Source organism: Halalkalibacter lacteus (genome assembly GCF_036663595.1).
Lineage (GTDB): Bacteria > Bacillota > Bacilli > Bacillales > Bacillaceae_D > Halalkalibacter > Halalkalibacter lacteus.
The window spans coordinates 1-24,965 of the sequence record NZ_JAWRVL010000011.1 but is presented as its reverse complement, the minus strand read 5'-3'; the positions used below and the strand labels follow the sequence as shown (position 1 = coordinate 24,965).

The 24,965-nt window shown below is 36.3% G+C and carries 22 protein-coding genes, 1 tRNA gene and 4 pseudogenes; 8 read left to right on the top strand and 19 right to left on the bottom strand.

From position 1 onward, the window contains the following. The first annotated feature begins 274 nt into the window (after positions 1-274). The 3 genes and pseudogenes from SAZ04_RS09830 to SAZ04_RS09820 all read left to right on the top strand — a co-directional run bounded on the left by SAZ04_RS09830 (position 275) and on the right by SAZ04_RS09820 (position 3,258). Positions 275-1,003 (top strand): DUF421 domain-containing protein, encoded by a 729-nt coding sequence (locus SAZ04_RS09830; protein ID WP_332694785.1) that lies wholly within the window; start codon positions 275-277, stop codon positions 1,001-1,003. Positions 1,004-1,158: 155 nt separating this feature from the next. Beyond that, positions 1,159-1,770 (top strand): DUF421 domain-containing protein, encoded by a 612-nt coding sequence (locus SAZ04_RS09825; protein WP_332694569.1) that lies wholly within the window; start codon positions 1,159-1,161, stop codon positions 1,768-1,770. 117 nt (positions 1,771-1,887) lie between these two features. Further along, positions 1,888-3,258: pseudogene (locus SAZ04_RS09820) on the top strand (voltage-gated chloride channel family protein). A 24-nt stretch (positions 3,259-3,282) separates the two neighbouring features. Here the strand turns inward: SAZ04_RS09820 and SAZ04_RS09815 are convergent. The 8 genes from SAZ04_RS09815 to SAZ04_RS23430 all read right to left on the bottom strand — a co-directional run bounded on the left by SAZ04_RS09815 (position 3,283) and on the right by SAZ04_RS23430 (position 11,198). After that, entirely contained in the window at positions 3,283-3,675 is a 393-nt protein-coding gene (locus tag SAZ04_RS09815; protein WP_332694567.1) for a CBO0543 family protein, read from the bottom strand. A 167-nt stretch (positions 3,676-3,842) separates the two neighbouring features. After that, entirely contained in the window at positions 3,843-3,983 is a 141-nt protein-coding gene (locus SAZ04_RS09810; protein WP_332694565.1) for a hypothetical protein, read from the bottom strand. Between the two features lie 175 nt (positions 3,984-4,158). After that, a complete protein-coding gene (gene hutG / locus SAZ04_RS09805; RefSeq protein WP_332694563.1) occupies positions 4,159-5,154 on the bottom strand; it encodes a formimidoylglutamase in 996 nt (331 codons plus the stop codon). Beyond that, positions 5,123-6,352 carry an imidazolonepropionase gene (gene hutI, locus SAZ04_RS09800; RefSeq protein WP_431308992.1) on the bottom strand — a complete coding sequence of 410 codons (1,230 nt, stop codon included), beginning with the start codon at positions 6,350-6,352 and terminating at the stop codon, positions 5,123-5,125. The genes hutG and hutI overlap by 32 nt, the downstream gene beginning before the upstream one ends. Before the next feature lie 69 nt (positions 6,353-6,421). Continuing rightward, entirely contained in the window at positions 6,422-8,086 is a 1,665-nt protein-coding gene (gene hutU, locus SAZ04_RS09795; protein WP_332694559.1) for a urocanate hydratase, read from the bottom strand. A 14-nt stretch (positions 8,087-8,100) separates the two neighbouring features. Next, positions 8,101-9,618: a histidine ammonia-lyase gene (gene hutH / locus SAZ04_RS09790; RefSeq protein ID WP_332694557.1), complete on the bottom strand. Its 1,518-nt coding sequence runs from the start codon at positions 9,616-9,618 to the stop codon at positions 8,101-8,103. Positions 9,619-9,741: 123 nt separating this feature from the next. Next, complete coding sequence (gene hutP / locus SAZ04_RS09785; RefSeq protein WP_332694555.1) at positions 9,742-10,185, bottom strand: histidine utilization transcription antiterminator HutP; 444 nt, start codon at positions 10,183-10,185, stop codon at positions 9,742-9,744. Positions 10,186-10,676: 491 nt separating this feature from the next. Then, positions 10,677-11,198, bottom strand: a complete 522-nt coding sequence (locus tag SAZ04_RS23430) for a CBO0543 family protein (protein WP_431308988.1) — start codon at positions 11,196-11,198, stop codon at positions 10,677-10,679. Between the two features lie 456 nt (positions 11,199-11,654). Here SAZ04_RS23430 and SAZ04_RS09780 point away from each other — a divergent pair. Beyond that, positions 11,655-11,751, top strand: a tRNA-Sec gene (locus SAZ04_RS09780). A 112-nt stretch (positions 11,752-11,863) separates the two neighbouring features. On the opposite strand, the gene SAZ04_RS09775 is transcribed toward SAZ04_RS09780, so the two are convergent. Continuing rightward, entirely contained in the window at positions 11,864-12,208 is a 345-nt protein-coding gene (locus tag SAZ04_RS09775) for a hypothetical protein (RefSeq protein ID WP_332694553.1), read from the bottom strand. A gap of 160 nt (positions 12,209-12,368) precedes the next feature. Beyond that, on the bottom strand, positions 12,369-12,491 hold the full coding sequence (locus tag SAZ04_RS09770) for a hypothetical protein (RefSeq protein ID WP_332694551.1): 123 nt from the start codon (positions 12,489-12,491) through the stop codon (positions 12,369-12,371). Positions 12,492-12,768: 277 nt separating this feature from the next. Between SAZ04_RS09770 and SAZ04_RS09765 the strand changes: the two genes are divergently transcribed. Next, the gene (locus tag SAZ04_RS09765; protein ID WP_332694549.1) at positions 12,769-13,011 is read left to right on the top strand and encodes a YolD-like family protein; all 243 of its coding nucleotides are present in this window, start codon (positions 12,769-12,771) and stop codon (positions 13,009-13,011) included. 976 nt (positions 13,012-13,987) lie between these two features. Here the strand turns inward: SAZ04_RS09765 and SAZ04_RS09760 are convergent. After that, positions 13,988-14,362, bottom strand: a pseudogene (locus SAZ04_RS09760) (LLM class oxidoreductase); the annotation flags it as partial. Here SAZ04_RS09760 and SAZ04_RS09755 point away from each other — a divergent pair. Next, a pseudogene (locus SAZ04_RS09755) lies at positions 14,358-14,531 on the top strand (MBL fold metallo-hydrolase); the annotation flags it as partial. The pseudogenes SAZ04_RS09760 and SAZ04_RS09755 overlap by 5 nt on opposite strands. A 164-nt stretch (positions 14,532-14,695) precedes the next feature. Beyond that, positions 14,696-16,030, top strand: a complete 1,335-nt coding sequence (locus SAZ04_RS09750) for an MFS transporter (protein ID WP_332694783.1) — start codon at positions 14,696-14,698, stop codon at positions 16,028-16,030. Between the two features lie 435 nt (positions 16,031-16,465). Here SAZ04_RS09750 and SAZ04_RS09745 read toward each other — a convergent pair whose 3' ends face one another. The 3 genes and pseudogenes from SAZ04_RS09745 to ltrA all read right to left on the bottom strand — a co-directional run bounded on the left by SAZ04_RS09745 (position 16,466) and on the right by ltrA (position 19,893). Further along, the gene (locus SAZ04_RS09745) at positions 16,466-16,660 is read right to left on the bottom strand and encodes a hypothetical protein (RefSeq protein WP_332694547.1); all 195 of its coding nucleotides are present in this window, start codon (positions 16,658-16,660) and stop codon (positions 16,466-16,468) included. 173 nt (positions 16,661-16,833) lie between these two features. Beyond that, entirely contained in the window at positions 16,834-17,682 is an 849-nt protein-coding gene (locus SAZ04_RS09740) for a hypothetical protein (RefSeq protein ID WP_332694544.1), read from the bottom strand. A gap of 399 nt (positions 17,683-18,081) precedes the next feature. Then, positions 18,082-19,893: pseudogene (gene ltrA, locus SAZ04_RS09735) on the bottom strand (group II intron reverse transcriptase/maturase). A gap of 1,049 nt (positions 19,894-20,942) precedes the next feature. On the opposite strand from ltrA, the gene SAZ04_RS09730 reads away from it, so the two are divergent. Then, on the top strand, positions 20,943-21,803 hold the full coding sequence (locus SAZ04_RS09730; protein ID WP_332694542.1) for a hypothetical protein: 861 nt from the start codon (positions 20,943-20,945) through the stop codon (positions 21,801-21,803). A 272-nt stretch (positions 21,804-22,075) separates the two neighbouring features. On the opposite strand, the gene SAZ04_RS09725 is transcribed toward SAZ04_RS09730, so the two are convergent. The 5 genes from SAZ04_RS09725 to SAZ04_RS09705 all read right to left on the bottom strand — a co-directional run bounded on the left by SAZ04_RS09725 (position 22,076) and on the right by SAZ04_RS09705 (position 24,704). After that, on the bottom strand, positions 22,076-22,426 hold the full coding sequence (locus SAZ04_RS09725) for a hypothetical protein (protein ID WP_332694540.1): 351 nt from the start codon (positions 22,424-22,426) through the stop codon (positions 22,076-22,078). A 248-nt stretch (positions 22,427-22,674) separates the two neighbouring features. Further along, positions 22,675-23,229: a DUF2812 domain-containing protein gene (locus SAZ04_RS09720; protein WP_332694538.1), complete on the bottom strand. Its 555-nt coding sequence runs from the start codon at positions 23,227-23,229 to the stop codon at positions 22,675-22,677. Beyond that, positions 23,216-23,533 (bottom strand): PadR family transcriptional regulator, encoded by a 318-nt coding sequence (locus SAZ04_RS09715; RefSeq protein ID WP_097969645.1) that lies wholly within the window; start codon positions 23,531-23,533, stop codon positions 23,216-23,218. The genes SAZ04_RS09720 and SAZ04_RS09715 overlap by 14 nt, the downstream gene beginning before the upstream one ends. A gap of 280 nt (positions 23,534-23,813) precedes the next feature. Then, positions 23,814-24,230 (bottom strand): NUDIX hydrolase, encoded by a 417-nt coding sequence (locus SAZ04_RS09710; protein WP_332694532.1) that lies wholly within the window; start codon positions 24,228-24,230, stop codon positions 23,814-23,816. Positions 24,231-24,383: 153 nt separating this feature from the next. After that, complete coding sequence (locus tag SAZ04_RS09705; RefSeq protein ID WP_332694530.1) at positions 24,384-24,704, bottom strand: hypothetical protein; 321 nt, start codon at positions 24,702-24,704, stop codon at positions 24,384-24,386. Positions 24,705-24,965: the final 261 nt, after the last annotated feature.

Genomic DNA, 24,965 nt, shown 5'->3' with positions numbered 1-24,965 from the left:
TTCAGTTACTCTACAATCAATCGCGATTATCAAAAACGAAGGAGTGTGAAGAAATGTTCCAAAAAAAAAACCAAGAAAGAAAGTACACATTATAAAACTAAAAATTTTTCAGTAATCAACTCAGTGTGACCAACAAAAATAAGTGTTGGCCACACTCATTTTAGTCATTATTCTATCCATAATCATTTGGACATGCTTTAAATGTAAAAAATAACTTCACATAAAATGACACATACTTAGTTATAAGAAATTGTAATCAGGGAAGTGAATGATTTTGGACTTAGCAAAAGAGTTAGTTATCCTTTTCTTTAGAATTATTACGGTTTTACCACTTATGATATTTATCACCATCATGATGGGAAGACGCTCTATCGCTGAATTACCTGTGTTTGATTTTTTAGTTGTGATTACACTTGGAGCTGTTGTTGGGGCTGATCTAGCTGATCCAAACATCGACCATATCCATACTGGGGTTGCGGTTATATTGATTGGACTATTTCAAATTGTGGTTACAAAATGGAAAATTTCAAACAGAACATTTGGCAGATTAATCACGTTTGAACCAACTATTGTTATTCATAATGGTCAATTTCTAGTCAAGAACTTATACAAAATTCGTTATTCAATTGACAACATACTACAAATGCTAAGAGAAAATGATATTTTTGATGTAAGTCATGTAGAACTTGCAATAGTTGAGGCTAATGGTCAATTAACTATCCACAAGAAACCTTCGAAGGCTACAGTCACCCTAGAAGATATGGGTTTAACTAAGTCAGCAGATCTTTCCTACCCTGTAGTAATTGATGGCAAGCTATATAAAGAAGTATTAGAGCAATTACACCTTTCTGAAGATTGGTTCTATCAGGAATTAAGTAAGTTAGAGATTAGAGATATTAAGTCTATTTTCTTTGCTTCTTTAACCGATCAAAAACAACTACATGTTTCCTTAAACAATAATCAAGTAACCATAATGAAAAAATTGCCTCCTATTTTTCATTAAAAATTCTATTTGTTCCGTTACTTTTAACTGTTACTTTTCCATGTTAAATGTTATATTCCTTTAATTTCTCAAAGGTGCTAGTTGTTTACCAACAATTTTGTACGTACCATTAATAATTAGTTACTTTAAAAAGCAAATGAATTGGGGGTGCTTTTTTGGACTTTAACTGGATTTGGAAAGCAATTCTTATTGTGATTGTTGGCACACATATTTTACGATTAGCAGGAAGAAAATCAATTTCTCAACTTACAGTATCACAAACTGTCATTATGATATCAATTGGGAATTTAATGATTCAACCTGTAAGCAACCGCAGTATTTGGGTTACATTTATGATCGCTTTAATATTGGTATTGGTATTAATGGCACTAGAATACTTTCAAGTTAAATCAGATAAGTTTGAGAGCTTCATCACCGGAAAGGAAATAATTGTAATTAATAATGGTGTAATTGATGAACAGAATTTAAAGAAATTACGTTTAACTGTAGATCAATTAGAAGTTCGCTTACGACAGTCAGGTATAGCAAGAATAAGTGATGTCAAAATAGCCACGATTGAACCGAGTGGTTTATTAGGCTATACGCTACAAGAATATGCTCAACCTGCCACAAAACAGGATATTCAAACTTTATTGAATTATATTCATAGTCAATTACCTGCAGGTCAGCCACCTCCTATCATTACTCAACAGCTAAATAATGGAACTGTTTTTTCAGGGGAGAAAAACAATCAGGACACTTATACCCCACCTAAACATCTACAGTAACATTCATAAATAATAGGACTTATTTACAATACCGAAATCCATGTCGCATTGAGTAAAAACGGGTTCATATTCAATATTTTTATTTAAATCGTTATGGTATGGAGACGCTAAAAGCGTATGCTGAGTTACAACAACGAGACGAATTATAGTAAGAACGTTATTTCACATAACAAGTCAAAGTTTATCTGCTTACCAGGAGGTCTTATTTTGCAAAGTGCTAAGGTTCGATATATAACTTTTGTTTCAACCCTTACTAAATGGATAGTTTTTGGAAGTCTTATTGGTGTATTCGTAGGATCGACAACAGCTTTTCTCTTACATACTAATGATTTACTTGGAGAAACAAGAGACGCACATTCGTGGTTAATACTTCTACTCCCTCTCGGAGGTGTGATTATCGGTTTCCTTTATAAATATTTCGGTAAGGAATCTCATAAAGGGAACAACCTCGTTTTTGAAGATATTCAAGGAAAGGGGAAAGTTCTCAAGAGAATGGGACCTATTGTATATCTGGGGACATTTGTTACAATCTTACTTGGCGGCTCCACCGGAAGAGAAGGAGCAGCTATCCAAATGGGATCAAGTATAGCAGCAGTAGTTAACCGGTTGTTCAAAGTTATCAAAATTGATCAAAAAATATTGATAATGAGTGGAATAAGCGGTGGGTTTGGTGCAGCTTTCGGCACACCAATAACAGGAGCCATATTTGGGATGGAAGTAGCAGCCTAGGGGAAAATGAAATTTGAAGCATTAATTCCTTGTTTTGCTGCCAGTTTTGTAGGTCACCTTGTTGCTACTAGAGCCTGGGGAGTCGAACATGAACAATTCATCTTAAAAAGCGTACCTGATATTTCTTCTATTACTATTATAAAAGTTATAATTTTAGCCATTATATTTAGTTTTGTCAGTGTTTTATACAGTCAATTACGACATGGGATTCAAAAGTATTCCACAAAATATTTAGGAGATCCCATGTTACAGGGCTTTGTTGGCGGCATTATAATCGTAGCATTAGTCTATGTAATAGGCTCTACAGACTATAATGGACGTGGTTTAGATATTATTGAAGAAGCCTTTACTGGAGAAGTACCACATCATGCTTTTTTAGCCAAGTTAATATTTACTGCTGTCACAATGGGATCTGGCTTTGTCGGTGGAGAAGCAATTCCTCTATTTTTTATGGGTTCAACCTTGGGAAATTCCTTATCAGCAATAATAGATTTACCAAGCTCTTTCCTTGCTGCTCTAGGACTTATCGCAGTTTTTTGTGGTGGAGCTAATGTACCAATAGCAGCGTTCATTATGGGTATAGAAATGTTCGAAGGCAAAGGAATTGAATATTTTTTTACCACTTGTGTGATCAGTTATATTTTTTCAGGACACCATGGAGTTTGGCCTTCCCAACAAATATATGAGCCTAAGAGTAGAATGCTGAATCTTCCTTCTGGGGAATCGATTTCTACAATTGAACAAAAGAAAAAGGGTTAGCCTTAAAGTTGTTCTTTAATACATTCATTTGAGGTAAGGACTAACTTTAGGTTTAACTTGAAGTAACGCCATAATCGTTACAGGCAACAAGGTAGCATCCCATGGAATATACGCCGGTATTAAAGGTAAAACAGAATGTTTATAATACCAAAAACCTAATTGAACACCAAGAGAATCCAAAAAAGTTGAAAGAAACATAACGAAAAAACCAACAGTCAATAGTCGTAATGTACTCTCTTTTCTTCTAAATACAATCCATAAAACCCAAGGTAACATACTGAGACTGACCCCTACCCACCATTGCCAAGTAAATAGTACACTGTCCACCCATATTGAATATTTTGCATTTGTATGTTCACTGACCTGTTTATATAATTCTTCTAACTTTTCTGCCTCTTTTATAAGATAAGTTCCCAACAAACGAACACATTAAATCACCTATAAATTGGTAAATACACACTTTATCTTTCAAGTATGAACAAACCAAATCGCTTGCATGCGATTTGATTTGTTACACTAACATTTTCTCACTTAAGTGAAATTGTTACTCACACAGGAGTTCTCTTGGAAAACTCAAATGAACATCAAGATCCATTTTTTAAATTTTTTAACACCATAGGCATTTTCTTGTCTTCTTCTTTACCCTTTTTCTCCCGCTGCTTATTACCTGGATTATTTGCTGATTGAAACCTTGCTGCATCCATTCCATCGATTATATTTGTCAATGCTAACCCCCCCTTCATTTTTATTTTTCCTATTAAATAAAGTTTGAGTCATTTTCACAACAATAACCTTGCAACAAAAAAGAAGAGAGTCCCGCAAAAGTTACCCTTTCATTCATGAGGCTACTGAAATAGGTCGTTTTTCGAGGGCACTGAAAAAGGTAAAAAGCAACCTTTTTCAGTGCCCTCCGTTTTTCACCTTTTTCAATGCCTTCTCATTCATAATCCTTTTTTGTTTCCCCTTCAAAAAATTCAAAATAACATGGGCGGCTACTCGACTCGTCATATCGCGAAAATCAACAGTCGGATCCACTTCGACAATTTCGAGTCCTTCCACCATCGATTGTTCTCCTAAATACGTAATCGCCTCAAAAAGATCTATCGTATTCATCCCTCCTGGTCCAATTGCGGGACATCCTGGTGCTTGTGATTGATCAATTACGTCCATATCAACCGAAACGTAGATGGAGTCGGCCTGTTTTTTTAATGTTTCAATGGATTCTTTCATTATGTCTATAATTTTGTTATTCCGAACATCTTTCATTGTATATATCGTTACACCTTTCTTGTTTACATAATCATGATATGGTTTACTATTTGAAAAATCACGAATTCCAACTTGAATGAGATTCTCTCCAACAATGGTTTCTGTTTCTAATAAGCTTCGAAATGGCGTACCATTGCTTGGTCCCCCATCGATCAAATTCCTCACATCATGATGCGCATCAAATTGGATAATGCCAACCTTGCCTTTTGCCTCAGAGAACCCTTTAACAGTCGGGTACGTGATCGAATTATCTCCCCCAAGAACTATCGGAAGCCAGGCAGGATTCTCTTTAAGCAAACTGTGAACCGTCTCATAAACTCGATTTTGTGATTGAATAATATCGGTGACATGCATTGTGATATCGCCTAAATCTTGAATAGTCCAATTGGCTAAATCGAGATCTTCCTCTATTGAATACGTAGAAAACCCCGATAAAGCCTTTCGAATCGTACCAGGGGCAAAGCAAGCTCCGGAATGACTAATCGATGATTTGGAGAGAGGGGCGCCAATGAGCCCGATCCCTCCTATAGAACTACCGTCCCATGCATGAATAATATCTCCTACCTTTGTTACCTCAGAATCGACAAAGGATCCATTAGCTTTTTGAAGATAAGGAAACTGTGTCAACGATGTCCCTCCTTTTTGAAATGATTCGACCATTTTTAATAACTGTATTAACGTGATTCACTCCGTAATGATAAGGGAGGTAGAAATAATTTGGTGCATCCCAAATGACAACATCTGCTTTGCGACCAACAACGAGCTGTCCTGCTTGCTCACCGCGACCAATCGCATAGGCCGCATTGACAGTCATCGCATTCCAAATTTCTTCTGGTGTCATCTTTAACCGCAGTGCAGCAAATGTCATGATCAGTTGAATGTTTTCTGTCGGGCAGCTACCTGGATTGAAATCTGTTGCGAGCGCGACCGTCACACCTTCATCAATCATTTTTCGTGCTCTTGCAAAAGTGTCTTTGCCAAGATAAAACGTTGTCCCAGGTAACAGGACGGCAATAGTCCCTGTTGTAGCTAACCTTTTAATTCCTTCATTGGATGCCCCAACAAGATGATCCGCAGAAATCGCTCCTAAATCGACTGCTAATTCTGTCCCTCCTAAAGGATCGATTTCATCTGCATGTATTTTTAACCCAAATCCCTTTTCCTTCGCTTTCAATAAGAAATCACGAGACTGCTCAACTGTAAACACACCCGTCTCAGTAAAGATATCAACAAATTCAGCCAATTCTTTTATTTTGATCAAATCAAGCATTCCAAGCATTTCATCTAAAAAGCCTTGTGGGTCTTCTTTATACTCTTGTGGAATTGCGTGAGCTCCTAAGAAGGTAGAAACAAGATCCATTGCATGAGTTTGCTGAAGTCGTTTTGCTACTTTTAATTGCTTCATCTCCGTTTCTACATCTAAGCCGTATCCACTTTTTGCCTCAGCGGTTGTGACTCCGTATGAGAGCATACGATCTAGATGGAAGCTCGCTTTTTCAAACAAGTGATCCTCTGATGCAGCACGTGTACGTTCAACCGTAGAAAGAATGCCACCACCTTGCTTTAAAATGTCAAGGTACGGAACACCTTGTTGCTTTAACGCCATTTCATGTTCACGCGAGCCTCCAAACACGACATGAGTATGTGGATCAACAAGTCCCGGTGTAACAAGCTTTCCTTGACAATCAATGATGGCATCAGCTTGAATCCCTTTCGACGTTTTCCCGATATAGGCGACCTTGCCATTTTTCATCCCGACAACAGCCTCTTCAAGCATCGATAGTTGCTGCATGTCTTTCCCTGCTCTTGGACCAGCTGATTCCATCGTTAGCAATTGACCGATATTCGTAAGTAGTAAATCAACATGTTGAGTCAAAACGATTCCTCCTCTAACTTACTTGTTTTCATTCATCGGAATAACAACATTTCTCTCTTTTGCTACATCCTTCGCAAGCTCATACCCTGCATCAGCATGGCGAATGATCCCCATACCAGGATCTGTCGTAAGAACGCGCTCCAATCGTTCTTCAGCTAGTTGTGTTCCATCTGCTACGACAACCATACCTGCATGCAATGAGTACCCCATTCCTACACCGCCACCATGATGGACCGATACCCAGCTTGCACCTGCAGACGTGTTGATCAATGCATTCAAGATCGCCCAATCCCCAACTGCATCACTACCGTCTAACATTGCTTCTGTTTCTCGATTTGGTGAAGCAACCGACCCACAATCTAAATGATCGCGTCCAATAACAACGGGTGCTTTTAACTCGCCATTTCGAACAAGCTCATTGATTGCAAGACCCATCTTCTTTCGCTCACCATAGCCTAACCAGCAAATACGAGATGGAAGGCCTTGGAATGCCACCTTCTCTTGAGCCATATCAATCCAGCGACATAACGCTTCATTTTCAGGGAATAGCTCCTTAATTAACTGATCTGTACGATAAATATCTTCCGGATCTCCCGATAACGCGACCCAACGGAACGGCCCTTTTCCTTCGCAGAATAATGGACGAATATAAGCTGGAACAAAACCTGGGAAATCAAAAGCGTTTTCTAAGCCTTCGTCTAGTGCCACTTGACGAATGTTATTTCCGTAATCAAACACAATCGATCCTCGCTTTTGCAGTTCTAGCATTGCTTCAACATGTTTTCTCATGCTTGCGTTTGCTAATTGAACATATCTAGTCGCATCCGTTTCACGAAGAAGAGTAGCTTCTGCTAGAGAAAATCCTTCAGGCACGTAGCCATTTAGTGGGTCATGAGCAGACGTTTGATCGGTAACAATATCAATATGGACATTACGAGCGATAATCTCATGATGAATAGCGGCAGCATTTCCTACTAAACCTATTGAAAGTGGCTCTCCTTTTTGTTTTGCCTCTAGTGCCCAGTCAAGCGCTTCATCCAATGAGCTCGTCATCTTATCACAATATTTCGTTTCGATTCGTTTTTGGATTCGGGACTCATCAACATCAACAGCTATGACAACCCCATCATTCATCGTTACCGCTAGAGGCTGCGCTCCCCCCATACCGCCTAGACCAGCAGTTAACGTTAATGTACCTTTTAAACTATTACCAAAATGCTGTCTTGCAATTTCTGCAAATGTTTCATAGGTTCCTTGCAAAATCCCTTGAGTGCCAATGTAGATCCAGCTTCCTGCTGTCATTTGCCCATACATCATTAATCCTTCTTTTTCAAGCTTGTTAAAATGATCCCAATTTGCCCATTTAGGAACGAGTACGGAGTTAGATAACAAGACTCTCGGTGCAGTTGGATGTGTTTTAAACATTCCTACTGGTTTTCCTGATTGAATGAGTAACGTTTCATCATCTTCTAGCTTCTTTAAAGAATGAACAATTGCATCAAAGGATTCCCAGTTTCTCGCCGCTTTTCCGATTCCACCATACACAATTAAATGCTCAGGCTTCTCGGCAACCTCTGGATCCAAATTATTGTAAAGCATTCGTAACACAGCTTCTTGCTCCCAGCCTTTACATTCTCTTTCCACACCCTTTTTTGCCTGAATGATTCGCTTTTGAATTGTCATTTTACCCTCTCCTCTTATGAATGAATGTTTGTTTCTGCCTTATTAAAGTGAAACGATTCTACTTTCAACCAATTATTCATCGCTTCAATATCGTTTGAGAACACACGGTCTTTGCTAATTGTTGGCACTACTTCTCTGCCTTTTGTAAAAATTTGATTCGTTACATGTGCCATTTTTTCTATTCCTCTAATTTCCGTTGCTTGCATCGCACATATCGCTTCAATGGCTAGCACTCGGCGAGTATTTGTGATAACTTGATAAGCATGCCTTGATCCAATTGTCCCCATGCTGACATGATCTTCTTGATTTGCAGACGAAGGAATTGAATCAACACTTGCTGGATGTGCCAATGTTTTATTTTCTGAAACAAGTGATGCTGCCGCATATTGCATAATCATCGCACCAGATTGTAGACCTGGCTCTGGGCTTAAAAACGGCGGTAAATCATTCAATTGCGGATTAACTAAGCGCTCAATTCGACGCTCTGAAATGTTCGCGAGTTCGGCGATTGCAATCGCGAGAAAGTCCATCGCAAATGCAATTGGCTGCCCGTGGAAGTTTCCACCTGATAACACTTTTTCGCCATTATCAAAAATGAGAGGATTATCCGTAGCGGCATTCATTTCAATTTCTAGTTTTTCTTTAACATAGTTCAACGTCTGCCAAGTTGCCCCATGAACTTGAGGAATGCATCGAATCGAATAGGCATCTTGTACACGGATTTCTCCTTGCTTCGTCGTTAATTGACTATCAATTAAATATGAACGAATTCGCTCCGCTACATCAACTTGCTCCTTGTATCCTCTAGCAAGATGAATGTCTTCATCAAACGCATCAATAATGCCATGTAAGCCTTCGATCGTCATTGAAGCAATCATTTCCGATTGGTACGCGAGCTTCTCAGCTTCCAAGTACGTAACAACGCCCATAGCGGTCATCGCCTGAGTGCCATTAATAAGTGCCAATCCTTCTTTTGCTGTTAACGTAATTGGAAAAATGCCTTCTTTTGTTAATGCGTTAATGGCCGAAACTTTCTCCCCTTTATAAAAGGCCTCTCCTTCTCCAATTATTACAAGTGCCAAATGCGAAAGAGGTGCTAAATCACCGCTTGCTCCAAGTGAGCCTTGCTGCGGGATCACAGGGTGAATGTTTGCATTCACTAAATCTAACAGTCTTTCAATTACAACCGGACGAACACCGGAATAACCTTTTAATAAAGCATTTGCGCGTAGGAGCACCATTGCTCGTGACACAACCTCTGGAAAAGGCTCGCCAATCCCACAAGAATGAGAACGAATTAAATTTAATTGCAAAGACTCTACATCGTCTTTGCCAATATAGACATCACTAAACTTTCCAAAGCCTGTTGTTATACCGTATACGATACGTTCCTCATCAACGATTTTCTCAACTGCGTTTCGGCTTTTCTGCACCTTTTTCATGCTCTCATCTGAAAACGTCACTTTCTCCCCATCAAAAAGGACCCGACGCACTTCAGAAAAGGTCAAGGTTTGGCCATTTAATGTAACCATTCTTCTCTCTCCCTTCAGTTTCTTTAGCTAAGTAAAGAAGCAATAGAAAAGGGGGCTATATCACTGAAATCCAAAGAAGATTTCAAGATATAGCCCCCTATTAACTAAAATACTATGGGCAATTTATATGTGATTAATTCCTAAACCAATCGTTTCATGCTCAGATCCCTTTACGGGTGCACCAATTGTGCCGTACAAGGAAACAGCAAGCCAATCTCCCTCTTGCTCGTTGTCATATGGATTCCCACGTAAAACGGCAAAAGTTAAGCCGACCGTCCTAAGAACTGATCCTAATTGAACTTGGCCTCTTGTTACACCGTGTAATGATTCAATAATTGCATGATACAAAGCATGAGATTCACGATAAACGTTAGACTGGATAACCCCATTTTTCTTAGCCGCTGTTTCAATTGCTGCCACTACCTTATGCGCTTCCATCGAACCAACTTTTCCGATACAGCCCTTCCAATTCTTCTGTTCGAGCTTTGTAAGCTGTCCAGTTGCATCATCAGAAAGTAACAAAAGAATCGCGTGTCGACCAATACGATTATCTTTGCTCAATGCCATTAACAACAACTCTTTCACGTTTCTAAGTATCTAATATCTAGTAACTGATTTTAGTGTAAGCGCTTATAGTGGAAGTGTCAACAATAATTTCCAATTTAATTCAGTAAATGAAATTTTCATTTTCGATGCGAAAGAGTCACTAGGTCATTCACTTTTATTGTAGTAATAGAATATGCTATTCACTTTCCTTGAAAAAGTGAACCTAAAGTATAAAATGGCAGCCGTTGCAGGCAAGAAATACGAAGCAAGAATGGGGAATACTTTTCAACTTTATTAATCTGCATATAACGATTTATGGTCTACCTCCCAATACAAAAAAAGAACGACGATATTAATCGTCGCTTCCCGTTTGGCCGAACCGCTCCAATTTGATTATCGTAACGCATGGAACGTAGATTTTTCTTTGTCGTTGTTAACGATGACAACGTCAACTTCTTCCACTTCTTCTTCTTGCGTCAAAATATTCAATTTCTTCATTTTCTTGATACGGTTCACTTGAAATAGAGGTACAAATTAAAATTTAACACTAATAGTACAATAAGCAGAAGGCTAATAATCCAAGCTAAAAGAGGTTTTTTATAATGGATTGGAAATAAAATAAACATCATCATAATAAATAGTATTGAGTACCAAAATTCCCAACCGTTGTGATGAGAAAATAAGCCAAAATGGAGGTTGATAAATTCAGCAATACTGTAAATGAAAACCCATAAAACATAATGAAAGACTCTTTTTCTCCATTTATCCGTTCTAAAGAAGTATTTTAAATAAATCAGAATCGTCGCAGGATAACTAACCAGCATATACAATAGTGAGATAGTTGTATGATTCGGAAGTAGTCCAGGAAGTAAGTTTTCATGGAATATCCATAAAGCATGATTATGGGTTAAAAAATTATGTATCAGGTCACATAAAACAAGAAAAAGTATTGTTGGATAATATTTTTGCCAGTTTCTCCAATCTCCCCAACGCCAAGCTGCTAAAAAATACAAAAGATTATAGATAATATGCATTAATTTTCAAATCCTTATGTTAGTTGTCATGTATATGTAGTTTTTATTTTTCACATTATTTGTTATTCCATCCCCTAATAATTAAAAAATGTAAAAATCATAACATCATTAGGGACTCCAAGAATTTTAAGGTGATAAGAACAACTAGCTTCCAAATGATTAAGGGTCGCCTAAGCCATGCCATTCTATGTATTTTTTAGTAGAACTGCTTTGTAAGGAATTGTTTCTAGACTAGTCACACGATAAGTAAATGCAATTAAAACTACTTAGTATTTTTCGCGAGACCAACTAGTTCCTTTTCGAGGAAACCAAAACGTTAGATAGAATAACACACTTTCCATAAGCTTTAGCCTATTACTTGACGAAAATAATTAAGTGGTGCATAATGAAAAGCGTCTGATTTAAGTGGAAAACCTTTTGATCACCCACAATAACGTTGATAAATCAATACTTCATGGGGCTGGCTGTGACACTGGTGTTCGCCACGGTCTTCAAAACCGCTTGGGAGGCGCGTGCCGTCTCCGCTAGGTTCGATTCCTAGACAGTCCCGCCAAACCCTTGTCGCGCAAGGGATATGAGGAATTGTTGACCGAAGAGTTATTTGAAAATAGATGATAAGTCCAACACGGTTTTCTAAACGAAATACATAAGACCGATACAGTGAGCTATTGAATTTTTAATATTCCTTCTCCGTCATGATAACTAGTCACCAAGCCACTTTGATCAAATTTAATCCAAGATTGCTTTCCGTACCACCATGAACCTGCTACTATCGAATCCGGTGAACCCATTACTAATTTTACGTGTTCTTGTGTACTGCCTAATGAAAAGAATTCCTCATTTAATGCTTCTTCTTCAAAGTTATCTTCTTCATAATAAGAGCCTGCTTTAGTAGAACCATAAATTAATTCTAACTCAGCATTTAACTCTTCGTTTAGTGCATTTAATTCAGTTAATTGCTCTTTAAGATCATCAATTTCTTCAAGGTAAGCGTTATTGCTACCATTCAAGTCAATGACATCGGTTGTACTATAATATGTGCTTTACATTTTGATCGATAAACGAACGCACATTCGCATGTAATAGGAGTAAAAAGGTGATTTCCTTTGAATCACATCGAACGAAACAATTGAAGAGTTGATGTTATGGACTGGAAGAAGTAAAGAGGATTTACTTGCGGTTCTTAGACGACTTAATAAAATTTGAATACAGCATGTGATATTCAACGTTTGTTAGTTTACGGTTGAGCTTTAATTCAAATTGTTTAACTACATCAGCAAAGTTTGTTTCCATGTTCAAACACTCCCTTTCTTTTTTATATTATATGGGAATTTTTGGACATATCAACAAAATGGGATATTTCTTAATAAAGAATTTACAAGCCCCAACAATGTATAAAAATTACAACAATTGTATATTATTTTAATTAACATGGTTATTAGACATCCAAACAACTCCACAAACCATGTAAAGCCCACAGATGATGGTTAATGTGGGCTTTTCTTTTTAATTGATATACGAACACACATTCGTATATAATAAGAATACACATTAGAAATGAGGTGTTCTTATGCTCCAAAATAAGATATCAAAAGGTTCAAATCTACGTTGGGAAGGCTCAAGAATTATGCTTCCTGAGCATGTACAAGAATTACGCAAACGTAAATTTGAACAGACTAAGGTTGCTAAACATGAATTAGACGAACAAGAGCTGCAAGAATTAGGTTTTGTTGTGATAGATTCGTTGAAGCATGAATTAGAAGTTAAAGTGACATACCTTATTTCTTATTTCTATTACCCAATTGATCTTTGAAACGGTATCACTTGGAAGGACATTTCGAGGGACTAACTTTTCAACTAAACACATCAGACTAGAAAGTGAGGGATTGTATACTCTTCTTTTATAGTCTTTATCGTACGACACAATTAAATAACGAAGACAATTCTCAATTTCAAAAAGCTTTCTGTAAGATTCTAATGTACGTAATGATGGTGTGATAGTTATTTCATTATGTTGCATAGACATGCCTCCTTTTATTCAATATTATCTATATTTTGGCAGTTTTCAACAAAAGGAGATAATAATCTGACATGGAATGGGAGTAGAGTCAGAATATCCAGAAGAACAAGCTAATATTGTTTTTCACAATTTAGTTTAATCAAAAGTTTGTGAAAAGTAATCTTCAACGGGAAGCGTTAATCACAGAGAATGCTTTTAATTTTATCGTATATTGATGTCACTAAAAAGGGGTCTACCTCACCAGCTACTTAGTAAGTAACTAACAAGGTAAACCCCTCTAAATATTATGTGCATATGGTTAGATTATCCACTTTATAGCTCATATGAGAAACGAAAATAAAGAACGAATAACCTATCAATATCAACATCAGTACCAATTTCTTGTTCAAGATTCATCAACTTTACAATAGTATTTTCCATTGGAGATCACTGCTTTGATCCTTGAATGGGGTCTGAGTGAATAACCGACGACACTTTAAGAGCTTGATTACTTAACACAGCTACCTGTTCTAATATTCAGTTAATTAGCTGATCAAGACTGTATGATACATTAGTCACCTATAAAGAAATATATTGTGCAGTATCCGTCAAATATGAAAAGGCGATCACATTTGATGCAGATCGGCTCTTAGATCTACTTAGTCTGTTAACAGTATCGTTGCACTGCGCAATAAATAGATCTGTTATTTTTTCGTCGTGCATATTCAACATTAACACCCTAAACAAAAAAGACGCGTTATTAGATAAACGCGCCCGATTGTTGAATTCTTTATTCAAACAACTCATCGACAACATGTTTTAAAATCTCGTTAGACTGAATTTCCTTGCTCAATTCGTAAATATTAGACAACACAATTAATTCATCTACTTGATACATCTGTTGGAATTCAATTAGATCACGGCGAATTGTTTCTGGATCCCCCATGATTGTATATCCTAGTCGATGATGAAGAATTTCTAATTCAAATTGTGATAACGATTCAAGGAAATATTCAGTTGGTGGAATAAGCTGACTTAAATTATTTGTATAAATATCAATATAAACCTGTAAATGACTTGCAGAAATAAAGGATGCGTCTTCCATTGAATCTGCTGCTATCACATTAATACAAGCGATCACATAAGGCTCTTGTAAATAAGAAGACATCTATGAAGTTCACAAGGCTGCTCCTAATGCTCAGATTCTTTCTGTTCATATGGAAGCTGTTAACCATTGGACATTATCTAGAGAAGAATTAAAAAACTTTAGTAAAGAAAAAGAGTTTTTAAGCAACATTTTAGTACCAGAAGATGGTGAATCATACTCATTTTAATATGAACACCGACAATATTGTCGTGTTGATATTTAAAATTAAGAAATAAGAAGAAGGTCATAATTATCTACCATTTAATTGTGACCTTCTTCTAATTATAAATATAAGCGATGCGAATATATGAAATAACATGCACAAAGGATGACAAATAAATTCGAAAGGCTATAAAGCTATTTCGTTTAGGAGGTAGAGTTGTGGCAAAAAAAGTTGAAAATACATCAACACATCAGCCTTTATGGTTGCAAGAATATATTGATTTTCCTAAAAAACAAAACCAACTTTATAAAAAAACATTAAAAATCTTGATTCTTTCTCAAATCTTTGGGGGAGCAGGACTTGGTGCTGGGATAACAGTTGGAGCGCTTCTTGCAAAAGAAATGTTAGGTTCAGAAAATGCAGCAGGAATTCCAATTGCCCTCTTTACTATTGGATCTGCCGTAGCTGCCCTACTTATAGGAGCATCCTCACAACGTTTTGGTCGTAGAGCTGGACTTGCAGGTGGTTTCCTTATAGGTGGATTAGGTGCTATAGGTGTTGTAATTGCGGCTTTAATCAACAGCATTGCCCTTTTATTTGTTGCTCTTCTTATTTATGGAGCAGGTATGGCTTCTAATCTTCAAGCTCGGTATGCAGGGACAGACCTTGCAAATGAGAAACAACGAGCGACTGCTGCAAGTATGGCCTTGGTTTCTACTACTTTAGGAGCTGTAGTAGGTCCTAACTTAGTTACTCCAATGGGAGAATTTGCAGAATCAATTGGTGTTCCAAATTTAGCTGGTCCGTTTATCATGTCAGGAGCAGCTTTTATTATTGCTGGATTAATTCTCTTAATTTTTCTTCGTCCAGATCCACTGTTTGTATCTACAGCAATTGCGAATGCTGAGAAAAAAGACCATAAAGTTCAGACAGGAGGAAGTCTAAAAAATCCTACCATAAACAAAAAAGGAATTATGGTTGGAGCTGTAATAATGATTTTAGCTCAACTAATCATGACAGCTATTATGACAATGACACCAGTTCACATGGGACATCACGGTCATAGTTTGAGCGAAGTGGGATTAGTTATAGGGTTCCATATAGCAGCGATGTATCTTCCTTCACCATTGACTGGTTTATTAGTAGATAAGTTTGGTCGCACTATTATGGCTATTGCTTCAGGTGCTACACTCCTTGCCGCTGGATTGGTGGCAGCTTTTGCACCGGTAGACTCATTATTATTGCTAATCCTAGCACTAGTATTACTAGGTGTAGGTTGGAACATCGGTTTATTAACGGGAACTGCTCTCATTATAGATTCAACACATCCATCTGTACGTGCGAAAACACAAGGAACATTCGATGTCTTTGTAGCACTATCAGGAGCAGCAGGTGGAGCCTTGTCAGGAATGATTGTCGCACATTCTAGTTATACGGTACTATCAATTTCTGGTGCCTTTATATCATTGTTACTTATACCTGTAGTTGTTTGGTATTCTAGATGGAATCAAGTGAAAAGCTAAAGCTATATAGTTTTCCTATACATTTGAAAAATCTTACCAGACATTAAATTCACTTATTTTTTGGGGATGTAAATTCATTCGAAATGCTTTTAGTACGGGAAGGCTTATAATTCCCTTTATACTTACACCCCCTAAATCTACAAACTTTAAATAAAAACCCTCTCAAAATGATAATATCTATGAGAGGGTTTTGCTAACTTATGCTCCGAAGCGTTGAAAATGCTCCGTTAGTTGATTCTGGAACTAAACAAACCCTTTTGTAGAACAATCAAAAATCCTATATTAACACCGGATTATTAATCAGATTTTTTATGAATTTCGTGACTATATTCCAAAGCCACAGTTATTCCACAATCTGGCCCTATTGCGGAAGATCATTGTAGTCTTATTTCAGATAAGCCTCCGTTCAACAAAAAATCGGGTAAAGAATATTCTTCATCTCTTTTCTTTTTTTATTGCTTTGTAAAGATACCATCCTCCCCAACCTCCAACTATTGTTATTGGTAGTATAAAAAGGTTGCGTCCGGGATTTCCTTCTTGGACCCAGTTGATATTAAAAATATAGTCTATACCTAAGACAATCCCGATAGTCAGCAGTCCGAAAATCAATCTAATAAAATAGTCTTTCATATGGAACCCTTTCTTCATTTTAAATGTAATTACCATTCTTATTTTGTAACTATTCAACGACTTTTTTATAAACAGTTCAATTGTATTTTAAAGCTACAATCTCAGATTTAACCGAAATACGAGCAGGATAAAATAAAGCTCCTAACAAAATGTAAGGAGCATCCAACATCAATCTAATAATCGTAGCTTTCTCTTTTATATTCAAATCCTAACCCATCTTTAATAATAAGCTCCACTTTAATCTCTCCCGTCATTTCTTCATCCAACGTCAACGGTTGAAAATATTCATACATTTGATCGTGAGGTATGTGAGATACCGTATTGCTTTTTTCTAATACATCAATTGTTTCGATAAGTTCACCGTTAACATACACGTAAGCTATAGCACTCGTTATCGCTAATTGTTCTTTTTCTTCAATAAACATTTCTTCTCTAAAATAATTCTGCATCATAATATTAAGATCAAATCTTTTATGACTTGAGCGATACAAGTAAATATCAGCGTAAATTCGTTCCTCGAGCTGTTCTAGAATCGCAATGTCTTGTAAATCATCACTTCTTTTACGTTCATCTGAGACGGCAATAATTTGAGTTTCATAATTTTTCTTTAGTGACAGTGTGAGTTCGATTTGATAGCTCAAATTTTTTGCTTCTGACACCTCTATTTTTTCCCAATCTTTGGCTCCTCTTTCACGATAGAGGAAAAATAATTGTTCACCTATTTCTAAATCCCTTAATGCCCAAGAAACCGAAACATCGACTTGCTGGGATGCTATATGAACATCTTTTATTTCGAAATGAATATTACGTATCCAGCGTTGATCTTCTGTAAATTCATACAACGTATGAGCCACCGTACTCTCAACTCCATTCATTGACGATGACAAGTCTCGAATACTGTGTTCTAAATAATCTAACGAATGTAACTGATCGGATATTCTGTTCAATTGCACATAGTTTACAATTGAAAAAATAACGAGACAAGCTATGCTACCGATTAATGCCACTTGTTTTTTATTCACGAAGGTTCCCCCAACCTAGCCTTGCCATACGGACTTAAATAAGACACATCTCTAACCGTATAACCATCTTTTTCAATACACAAAGATTCCTCAAAATCTAAAGACAAAGCTCATAATCAGGCAACTAATACCATTCTCCTTTACAATTCAAAAGTTTAAGTATTTTTATCTATACTACCACAATTTACCTTTTTATTTTGAAAATATTAATAATACTTATTTAACTTTACTACCCCGTTTAATAAGCCTTATTCATACAGATAGGTAAGAGTTTGAAGTTATCGCTCTCTTTTCCCCCTGTTCACGCCGTACGTGAAACTTTCGAATCATACGGCGTTCCAACTAACCCAATTCATTCAATTCTATGTATTTTAATGAAGCAAATTTATGATTCCAACATCAGATTGCAATGTTTTTGCATTGTTTCCGAAGTTCATTAACCTTCTCTTTTTGCTTTCTGTTTAGCTGTAAAGAGTTAAGTAAATTTCTAATTTTATCACTATCTTTTAGATGTACGAGTCGGTGAACGTCTTCATGAAGCACGGTCAAATTTGAAAATCTATCATCTTTTGAAAGATGGTAAGGAACTTTATGGTGACAGTGCCAATCATTTAATCCAAGTTCCGTACCTGTGACTGCACATTTTCCGTATTGTACGATGAACTTACTGATGCGATTATCGTTGTACTCAATCGTTCGATATGGAATTAACCTTTTCATGACATGGCTTAATACATTTTTGTTAATAGCTTTCTGGCTTTGGTGTATTTTTTCCCTGCCTTTGACAGTATAGTTACATATGTCTTGGGAGAAGCATAAATTTGTTTTATGCCGTTGGGCATAAATCGGGACAAACACCATGTCCTGTATCTTGTAGTATTGTGGGTCATACCCTTTATACCGTTTCTGCAATGTACTAGTCATGTCAGTAAACTTTGCTTCTTTTCTGACTTTCTTTAGTCGATTATATAGCGTCTTATGAAGATAGGAGTTCAACTCAATTAGATTATTTGTAATTTGAGTGGCGGCAGCGTAGTAATTTTAAATTCCCATTACAACCGTATTAAAATGCCAAAGTGTTTCTGTACAAGGTTTCTTCTGAATAGCTTTAATAGATTCCTTGATTTTCATGAATGCATTGGACTTTGCTTTCTTTGTCATATTAGACTGGACTACGTGACCCATCCTTGTCTTACCTTTCCTTTTAACCCGGAAAGCAAATCCCAGAAACTCTGACGATTTTTTCTTTAAGTTGATGACCTGTGACTTTTCTTCGCTTGTCTCAAGGTGTAATCTAGTATAAAGAAAGTCCTTAATAGCGTAATTCATTCTGATCGCTTGCGAGCGTGTGCGACATAACACTTTGAGGTCATCAGCGTACCTTATGATGTAACATTCTTTTAGATTAGATTTCTTGAGCACTTGTACTTTACTTCCGTTATGCTTATATGGATGATTGCTTATAAATGTTTCCCATTGGTCACTGACCCACCAATCAAGTTCATTTAAAACAATATTGGATAATAACGGAGATAAGATGCCGCCTTGCGGCACGCCTCTAGTCGGTATGCCTTCACCTTCAATTTCTGCTTTTAAAAGTTTTGAAATGATGAAAAGCAGAGATTTATCTCTTATACCTAGTGACCAAATTTGTTTCAGTAATTTACTATGGTTTACATTGTCAAAGAAACCGCGAATATCTACATCTATGCAATGGTAGAGACCTGCCAAGTTTATAAGGGACTCAAACCTTGCTTTCGCATGGTGAGTGCTTCTGTTCGGTCTAAAACCGTAACTGTGTTTATGAAACTTTGCTTCGCAAACCGGTTCTAATACTTGTAGGATACACTGTTGAAGAATTCTGTCCCATATTGTAGGAATTCCTAATGGTCTTACTTTTCCATTTGGTTTTGGTATGAACACACGCCTAACTTTTTGTGGTGTGTACGATTGAAGCATATTTTGGACCTTCAGAACAACTTCTTCAACAGATAAACATTTGACATCTTCAATGGTTAATTTATCAGTACCCGCCGTTTTACTTCCTGTATTTCTTTTGATATTTCGATAAGCAAGACGTATATTTTCATCAGAATTAATCCATTTCATTAAGTCATAGAAATTTTGACCATTAACACTTTGAGCGTACAAATTGTCAAAACAATGTTGCATATCATAATACTCATTGTGTCTCAGTTTCTTCCGTTTCAACAAGTCGGTGACTCCCTTAGGAGTTGAACCTCTTTTAAGTCTCACAAGAACCTTATTAATCGATAAAGAACTGCCTAACATGGTTGAATGATTCTTCATTAGTCTAGTGGCTATCCCTCCATGTTGATTAGACATTTCATTGGTACTGTGCCACCACTTTCACTGATACAAAGATAAGTTATACAGTAGCTATTCTCACTATTGCTTTACTTACCAACGCTTCATAGGGAGTAAGCCCTCCACGTTATCAGCTTACAACGTTGAATTATATCTATTATAGAATGAACTTAGGTGCTTCCTGTAAGCCTGTTAGCCGTTCATATGCCTGTAACATATCATGGATTTTCATATTAATGAGTCTTACTCATCCACCGCTAACCTCACATTAAGTGATATACACATTTCTATGTATCGCCATTCTAGACCCGTACCTTCAGAAGTTCGTCAGCTTAACCTTTTACTGTAGTTTTTTTTGCATTCTCACCATATTCATTCAACTCAAGCATCATGATTTACACCACCCCCTCGGGTAGGCTTTCGTCAGCCGAACTGATACGGTAAATTCTTATGCCTTTTTGCCGAGCTTATAACACTATCATTCTTACTAAATCAAGTGCTATTCGACGCAGAGAGAACCCTTCAAGACGTTACTCTATCATTTGACTCTTCGATATAATCCTTCAGTTCCGGAAGGAACTGTCTAACCTTTACCTGAGTAATGTGTGACCATCCTCAATTTAAATTAGAAACGTTTCGCACCATTAAATGGCCCGTTTGTTGAAGATTAATAATATTATGGAATGCAACTTAATCCGGCCTACGCATTACTTTGCGGTCTATGACAAGAACCCTGTCACCAAGCCTAAAAGAAGGAATAGATTTATTAAATATCGAATATATCTATATCTAATTGTGGATTAATTTCCCATTCGCAGCTCCCTGCTTTAGAAGAGAATTCTAGTCTTTGGATAGCATATCATTAATTAAGTTCGAGATGTTTAACCATAATGGGCCTATCGGCAAACGTAATGAATGAAGGGAGCTTCTAAATGAGGGAATTAACAGACCTTTTAAAAAAAGAAAAGGCACTTACTCTCACGGGGTTTTTAGGATTGGTTTTAGGAGGATTATGTCAGAGTTACATTCTTTTATTTGGGGCTCAGGTTGGATTGGAAGGTGATTTAGCCAAAGCCGTTTCATTTAATATTGCTTTAGGGATTTTTTTGCTCACCACAGCTATCATCGTCTCATTTGCAAATTTTTCACGTAAAACAAAGATGATCTTTCGATGCTTCTATATTATCACTTCACTTTATAGTTATGGAATCGAAACAATACAACACTTTAGAGGGATCGACCCAAGATTCACTCAAGTAGGAAGTCCTTTAGATGGAATATTTGGTTTACTATTTGGATTAGTCGCCATAGCAATGATTGTATTTTATGTTATTTTGGCAATGCAATTTTTTAGCAAGGGTAGTATGAAAACAAAACGTTTAAGAGTGATTTTAGGGATTCGATATGGTATGTTTTCAACGATGCTGGCTTTTGCAGCGGGAATATGGATTATTACAATGCAAAGTAGATTTATAGGAGAAAGTGGCAATATTATCTGGCTTCACGGTTTAGGGTTTCATGGTTTGCAATTAGTTCCTTTAATCGCTTGGTTATTGGAAAAACAGAGTCGTTTTATAGGAATGCGCATGATCCATTTGAGTGGTCTATCTTGGTCTTTTTTTATAATATTAATTGCGTTGCAAACCATGCTTGGACGGACAATTTTTGAAATGTCATATATCATGGTCGGTGCTGTTATTTTTTTCGTCATTTCAATCGGTATTTTAGCTATAGTTATTTATACAGTATTAAAAGATAGAAATATAAAATCTAGTATATCGCAAAATGTATAGAAACAAACTGCCATTAAAAAGTGCTGCTGAAGATATCGGCATCACTTTTATTTTTTTTGGCATGAATGTTATAAATAATGTAGGTTTAGAATAAAGTTTGATTAAAATGATGCTAATAACCTTGATAAACGAACAAGTAGTAAGAGCGTGTTTTGAAAAAAGATTGATCAAAACACGCTCTTATTATTTTCAATTGAATTTATTCTTTTATAAAAAGTTTGATCATTTCCTAATTGTGTTATTCCACAAACGCGCCCGTTTGTGGAAGATCGTTATAAAAGGAAAGTACCTGTTAGAATTACAAATGATAAAAAAACAAGAATTAAAATACTTTTGATTTTACTTTTGTTCCACATATCTAACGTTGAAAAAAAACCGCCTAAAATCAATAAAACAATCCCAATTGTTTTAATTATACTTATAATGAATAGCGCCCCTAAATGTGTAAAGAAAGCACCTATTACAATAAAACCAATTGAAAAAATAAAACGGCGTGACCTAAAATCATTTATAGCTGATTTTTTATCGTCCGTATTCATCTTGAAGTAACCTCTAACAACCATAAAAATTGGTATTCCCCACAAAATTATAAAGGTTACAAGGGAATCAGTATCTATATTCAATAATCCTCCCACCCATCCAGTATCACGATTTTACCATAAAAACCTAAATCCTTCTTTGACATAACTTCCAAATAGCTGAATAACCCTTATTACTTCATTTTAATCTTAACATTGATTTCCTTTTATTTGGGAGAGGATAAAGAAAAAGCGTATCTACTTATTTTAGATACGCGCCCGATTGTGGTAGATACATTATCCTCAATTACCTTCTTTGGATTAAAAAAGTTCATACTAAACTCCCTAGCATATTATTTTTCTTTTAACATTGAATACTTTCGATAAGCTTTATAGAAACTGCTAGCAAAAAAAACAACCAGAAGTGCGGGAGACAACTTCAAAAGGACAAATGGAGTTTCAAATAAAAATGCTTTCCAAAATAATGAACCTTTCATACTCCAAAGACCTTCATGATATAATCCCGAATCCTTGTTAGGCATTAAAACCAAGAACATCATACCCAACCAAAATGAATAACCCATTAATCTTTTATAATAATTAGCCTTTGATTGGCGGTCCGAGAAGATTTCATTTTGATCATCATTTTCTTTTTGCCAATACCTTATTCCACAGTACCCCTTTATATAGATCCAACCAAAATCTTCATATACCCCTTTGTATTCCTCGAACTTTTTCTTTGATAAATAATCTTGGTAATCCAGTCGCATCACATATCTCTTGTCGGTTTTTTCGAAAGTGTATATTCCTAATCCACTAATATTTGTACAACGATAGCCTTTTTGTAATTGCTCGTTCAGCCATTGTTCCTCTTTTTCAATATCAAAAAATATCTTAAATTTCTTCATTCGATTCACTTCCTTCGTACAGGGATAAAATATGCAATAACCTGTTTTGTTCCATTTTCAAAATTGCGCTTCCTTCCGCAGTTATCATATAAACTTTTCTCCGACCTGACTCTCCAACAGGTTCAATCCAACCATGCTTATTCAAGTTTTCAATCGCACCGTATAATGTACCAGCTGCTAAAATAACAGTACCGTTACTTATCTTTTCTATCTTCTGCATTACGGCATAGCCATGGAGTGGCTCACGCAGAGCTAATAAAATATAATGCATGGTTTCAGACAACGGTAATAATTTATGTTTCATATCCTCACCCTCTATTCAGTTCAGCTATATAGTTCAACTTAATAATAATATAATGCAGTTCAACTGAATAGTCAACAATATTTCCAAAATTAGTCAAAGAAACTTAAAGTAAACAGCTTGATAACAAGGGAAAAAAATCAATCTAAAAAGTCGCTTTCCTTACGTAAGGGAAAGCGACTTTTGGTGTAGTCTTATTCAATTAAATGGCCCTATACAAAAGGAAAGAGCGCATTTCTTTTTCCTGAAATGCGCCGATTGCAGGATATTGAAAGATCTTTAATTATTCTTTTTGTAGAGTATATTTTGCACCCGATTCATTAAGTATTTTTGAAATTCCCTCTGGATGATATGGCATTAATCGGTCTGCTTCTTCTAAATTCACCCATTCAACTTTTATGATATTTTCTTCTTGTGGAATTTGTTCAGGTCGTTTTGTAATTTGCCCATGATAAGTAATAAAGTAAACATGATTCTTGTCTATAAAAGCCTCGTTTAAAGTAACAATATTGCCAACCTTAATGTCATATCCTGTTTCTTCCTTAACTTCTCTTATAGTTGCTTCTTGCAAAGTTTCCCCTGTTTCTACTGCACCTCCTGGTAAAGACCATGTACCATTCTTGTTGAATACCATTAGGATTTTGTTTGCTTTTTCATCAAATAGTAGTGCATATACAACATCAACTCGCTGAAAATCCATTTCTTTATCCCCCTTTGTAAACCCAATTTATCTTATGATAAAACCAAATTTATGGTTATAATAGCTTCCCTTGTTAAAGGAATGCCCTGTTCGTCAGGAAGAAAAAAGGCTGACGTTTTAGCAACCATATCTTGAAAGAAAGCCCCCGATTGTTTAAGAAGCTCTATACCTTTTAGAAAAGCTGAATAATGCTATTACTAAGCAAATCATACTGAATGCCCAAACAACTCCAGAAATGCCTATTTTGAGTGAAATCTCTTCTGAAGCCATCGGATGATTGTAGTCAAAACCTATACCGTTTAATGCAAAATATACCGCAACAGAAAATAGCAGTAAATGCAATAATGTCCAGATATATCCCGAACTATTATATTTATTTTTTATCCAAAGGAACACAACAACTAAAATTGTAACGACCATAACAGTAGAAAATCCAGCAATTAATAAACCCACTACTTCTTGCTCTAATGGCATAAAATTACACCTCCGTACTCAATTTCTTCTTAAACAATTCTGCCCTATTGCTTAATACCAATTATTTCAAAACAAGTAATCCAGTTCAATAATTTTCACAAAAATAAAAAACCTACCTTGTTCAAGATAAGCGCCCTTTCGTATTATAAGGTCATCCAGATTAATATTTATCTGGTTGGCCTATTTTTTTATAGGTTATTCTTTAGGTAGTCGGGGTAGGACGCAAGCGCCCTTGGGACTATTTGATCCCGTCCGTTATAC

What these genes read in the sequence shown, in the direction of transcription:
- hutI (WP_431308992.1), bottom strand. Translation starts at nt 6,352, where the DNA reads ATGGAATCAGCTGGTCCAAGAGCAGGGAAAGACATGCAGCAACTATCG.
- hutU (WP_332694559.1), bottom strand. Translation starts at nt 8,086, where the DNA reads ATGACAATTCAAAAGCGAATCATTCAGGCAAAAAAGGGTGTGGAAAGA.
- hutH (WP_332694557.1), bottom strand. Translation starts at nt 9,618, where the DNA reads ATGGTTACATTAAATGGCCAAACCTTGACCTTTTCTGAAGTGCGTCGG.
- hutP (WP_332694555.1), bottom strand. Translation starts at nt 10,185, where the DNA reads ATGGCATTGAGCAAAGATAATCGTATTGGTCGACACGCGATTCTTTTG.
- SAZ04_RS23430 (WP_431308988.1), bottom strand. Translation starts at nt 11,198, where the DNA reads ATGCATATTATCTATAATCTTTTGTATTTTTTAGCAGCTTGGCGTTGG.
- SAZ04_RS09770 (WP_332694551.1), bottom strand. Translation starts at nt 12,491, where the DNA reads ATGGAAACAAACTTTGCTGATGTAGTTAAACAATTTGAATTAAAGCTC.
- SAZ04_RS09765 (WP_332694549.1), top strand. Translation starts at nt 12,769, where the DNA reads ATGCTCCAAAATAAGATATCAAAAGGTTCAAATCTACGTTGGGAAGGC.
- SAZ04_RS09745 (WP_332694547.1), bottom strand. Translation starts at nt 16,660, where the DNA reads ATGAAAGACTATTTTATTAGATTGATTTTCGGACTGCTGACTATCGGG.
- SAZ04_RS09730 (WP_332694542.1), top strand. Translation starts at nt 20,943, where the DNA reads ATGAGGGAATTAACAGACCTTTTAAAAAAAGAAAAGGCACTTACTCTC.
- SAZ04_RS09720 (WP_332694538.1), bottom strand. Translation starts at nt 23,229, where the DNA reads ATGAAGAAATTTAAGATATTTTTTGATATTGAAAAAGAGGAACAATGG.
- SAZ04_RS09715 (WP_097969645.1), bottom strand. Translation starts at nt 23,533, where the DNA reads ATGAAACATAAATTATTACCGTTGTCTGAAACCATGCATTATATTTTA.
- SAZ04_RS09710 (WP_332694532.1), bottom strand. Translation starts at nt 24,230, where the DNA reads ATGGATTTTCAGCGAGTTGATGTTGTATATGCACTACTATTTGATGAA.
- SAZ04_RS09705 (WP_332694530.1), bottom strand. Translation starts at nt 24,704, where the DNA reads ATGCCATTAGAGCAAGAAGTAGTGGGTTTATTAATTGCTGGATTTTCT.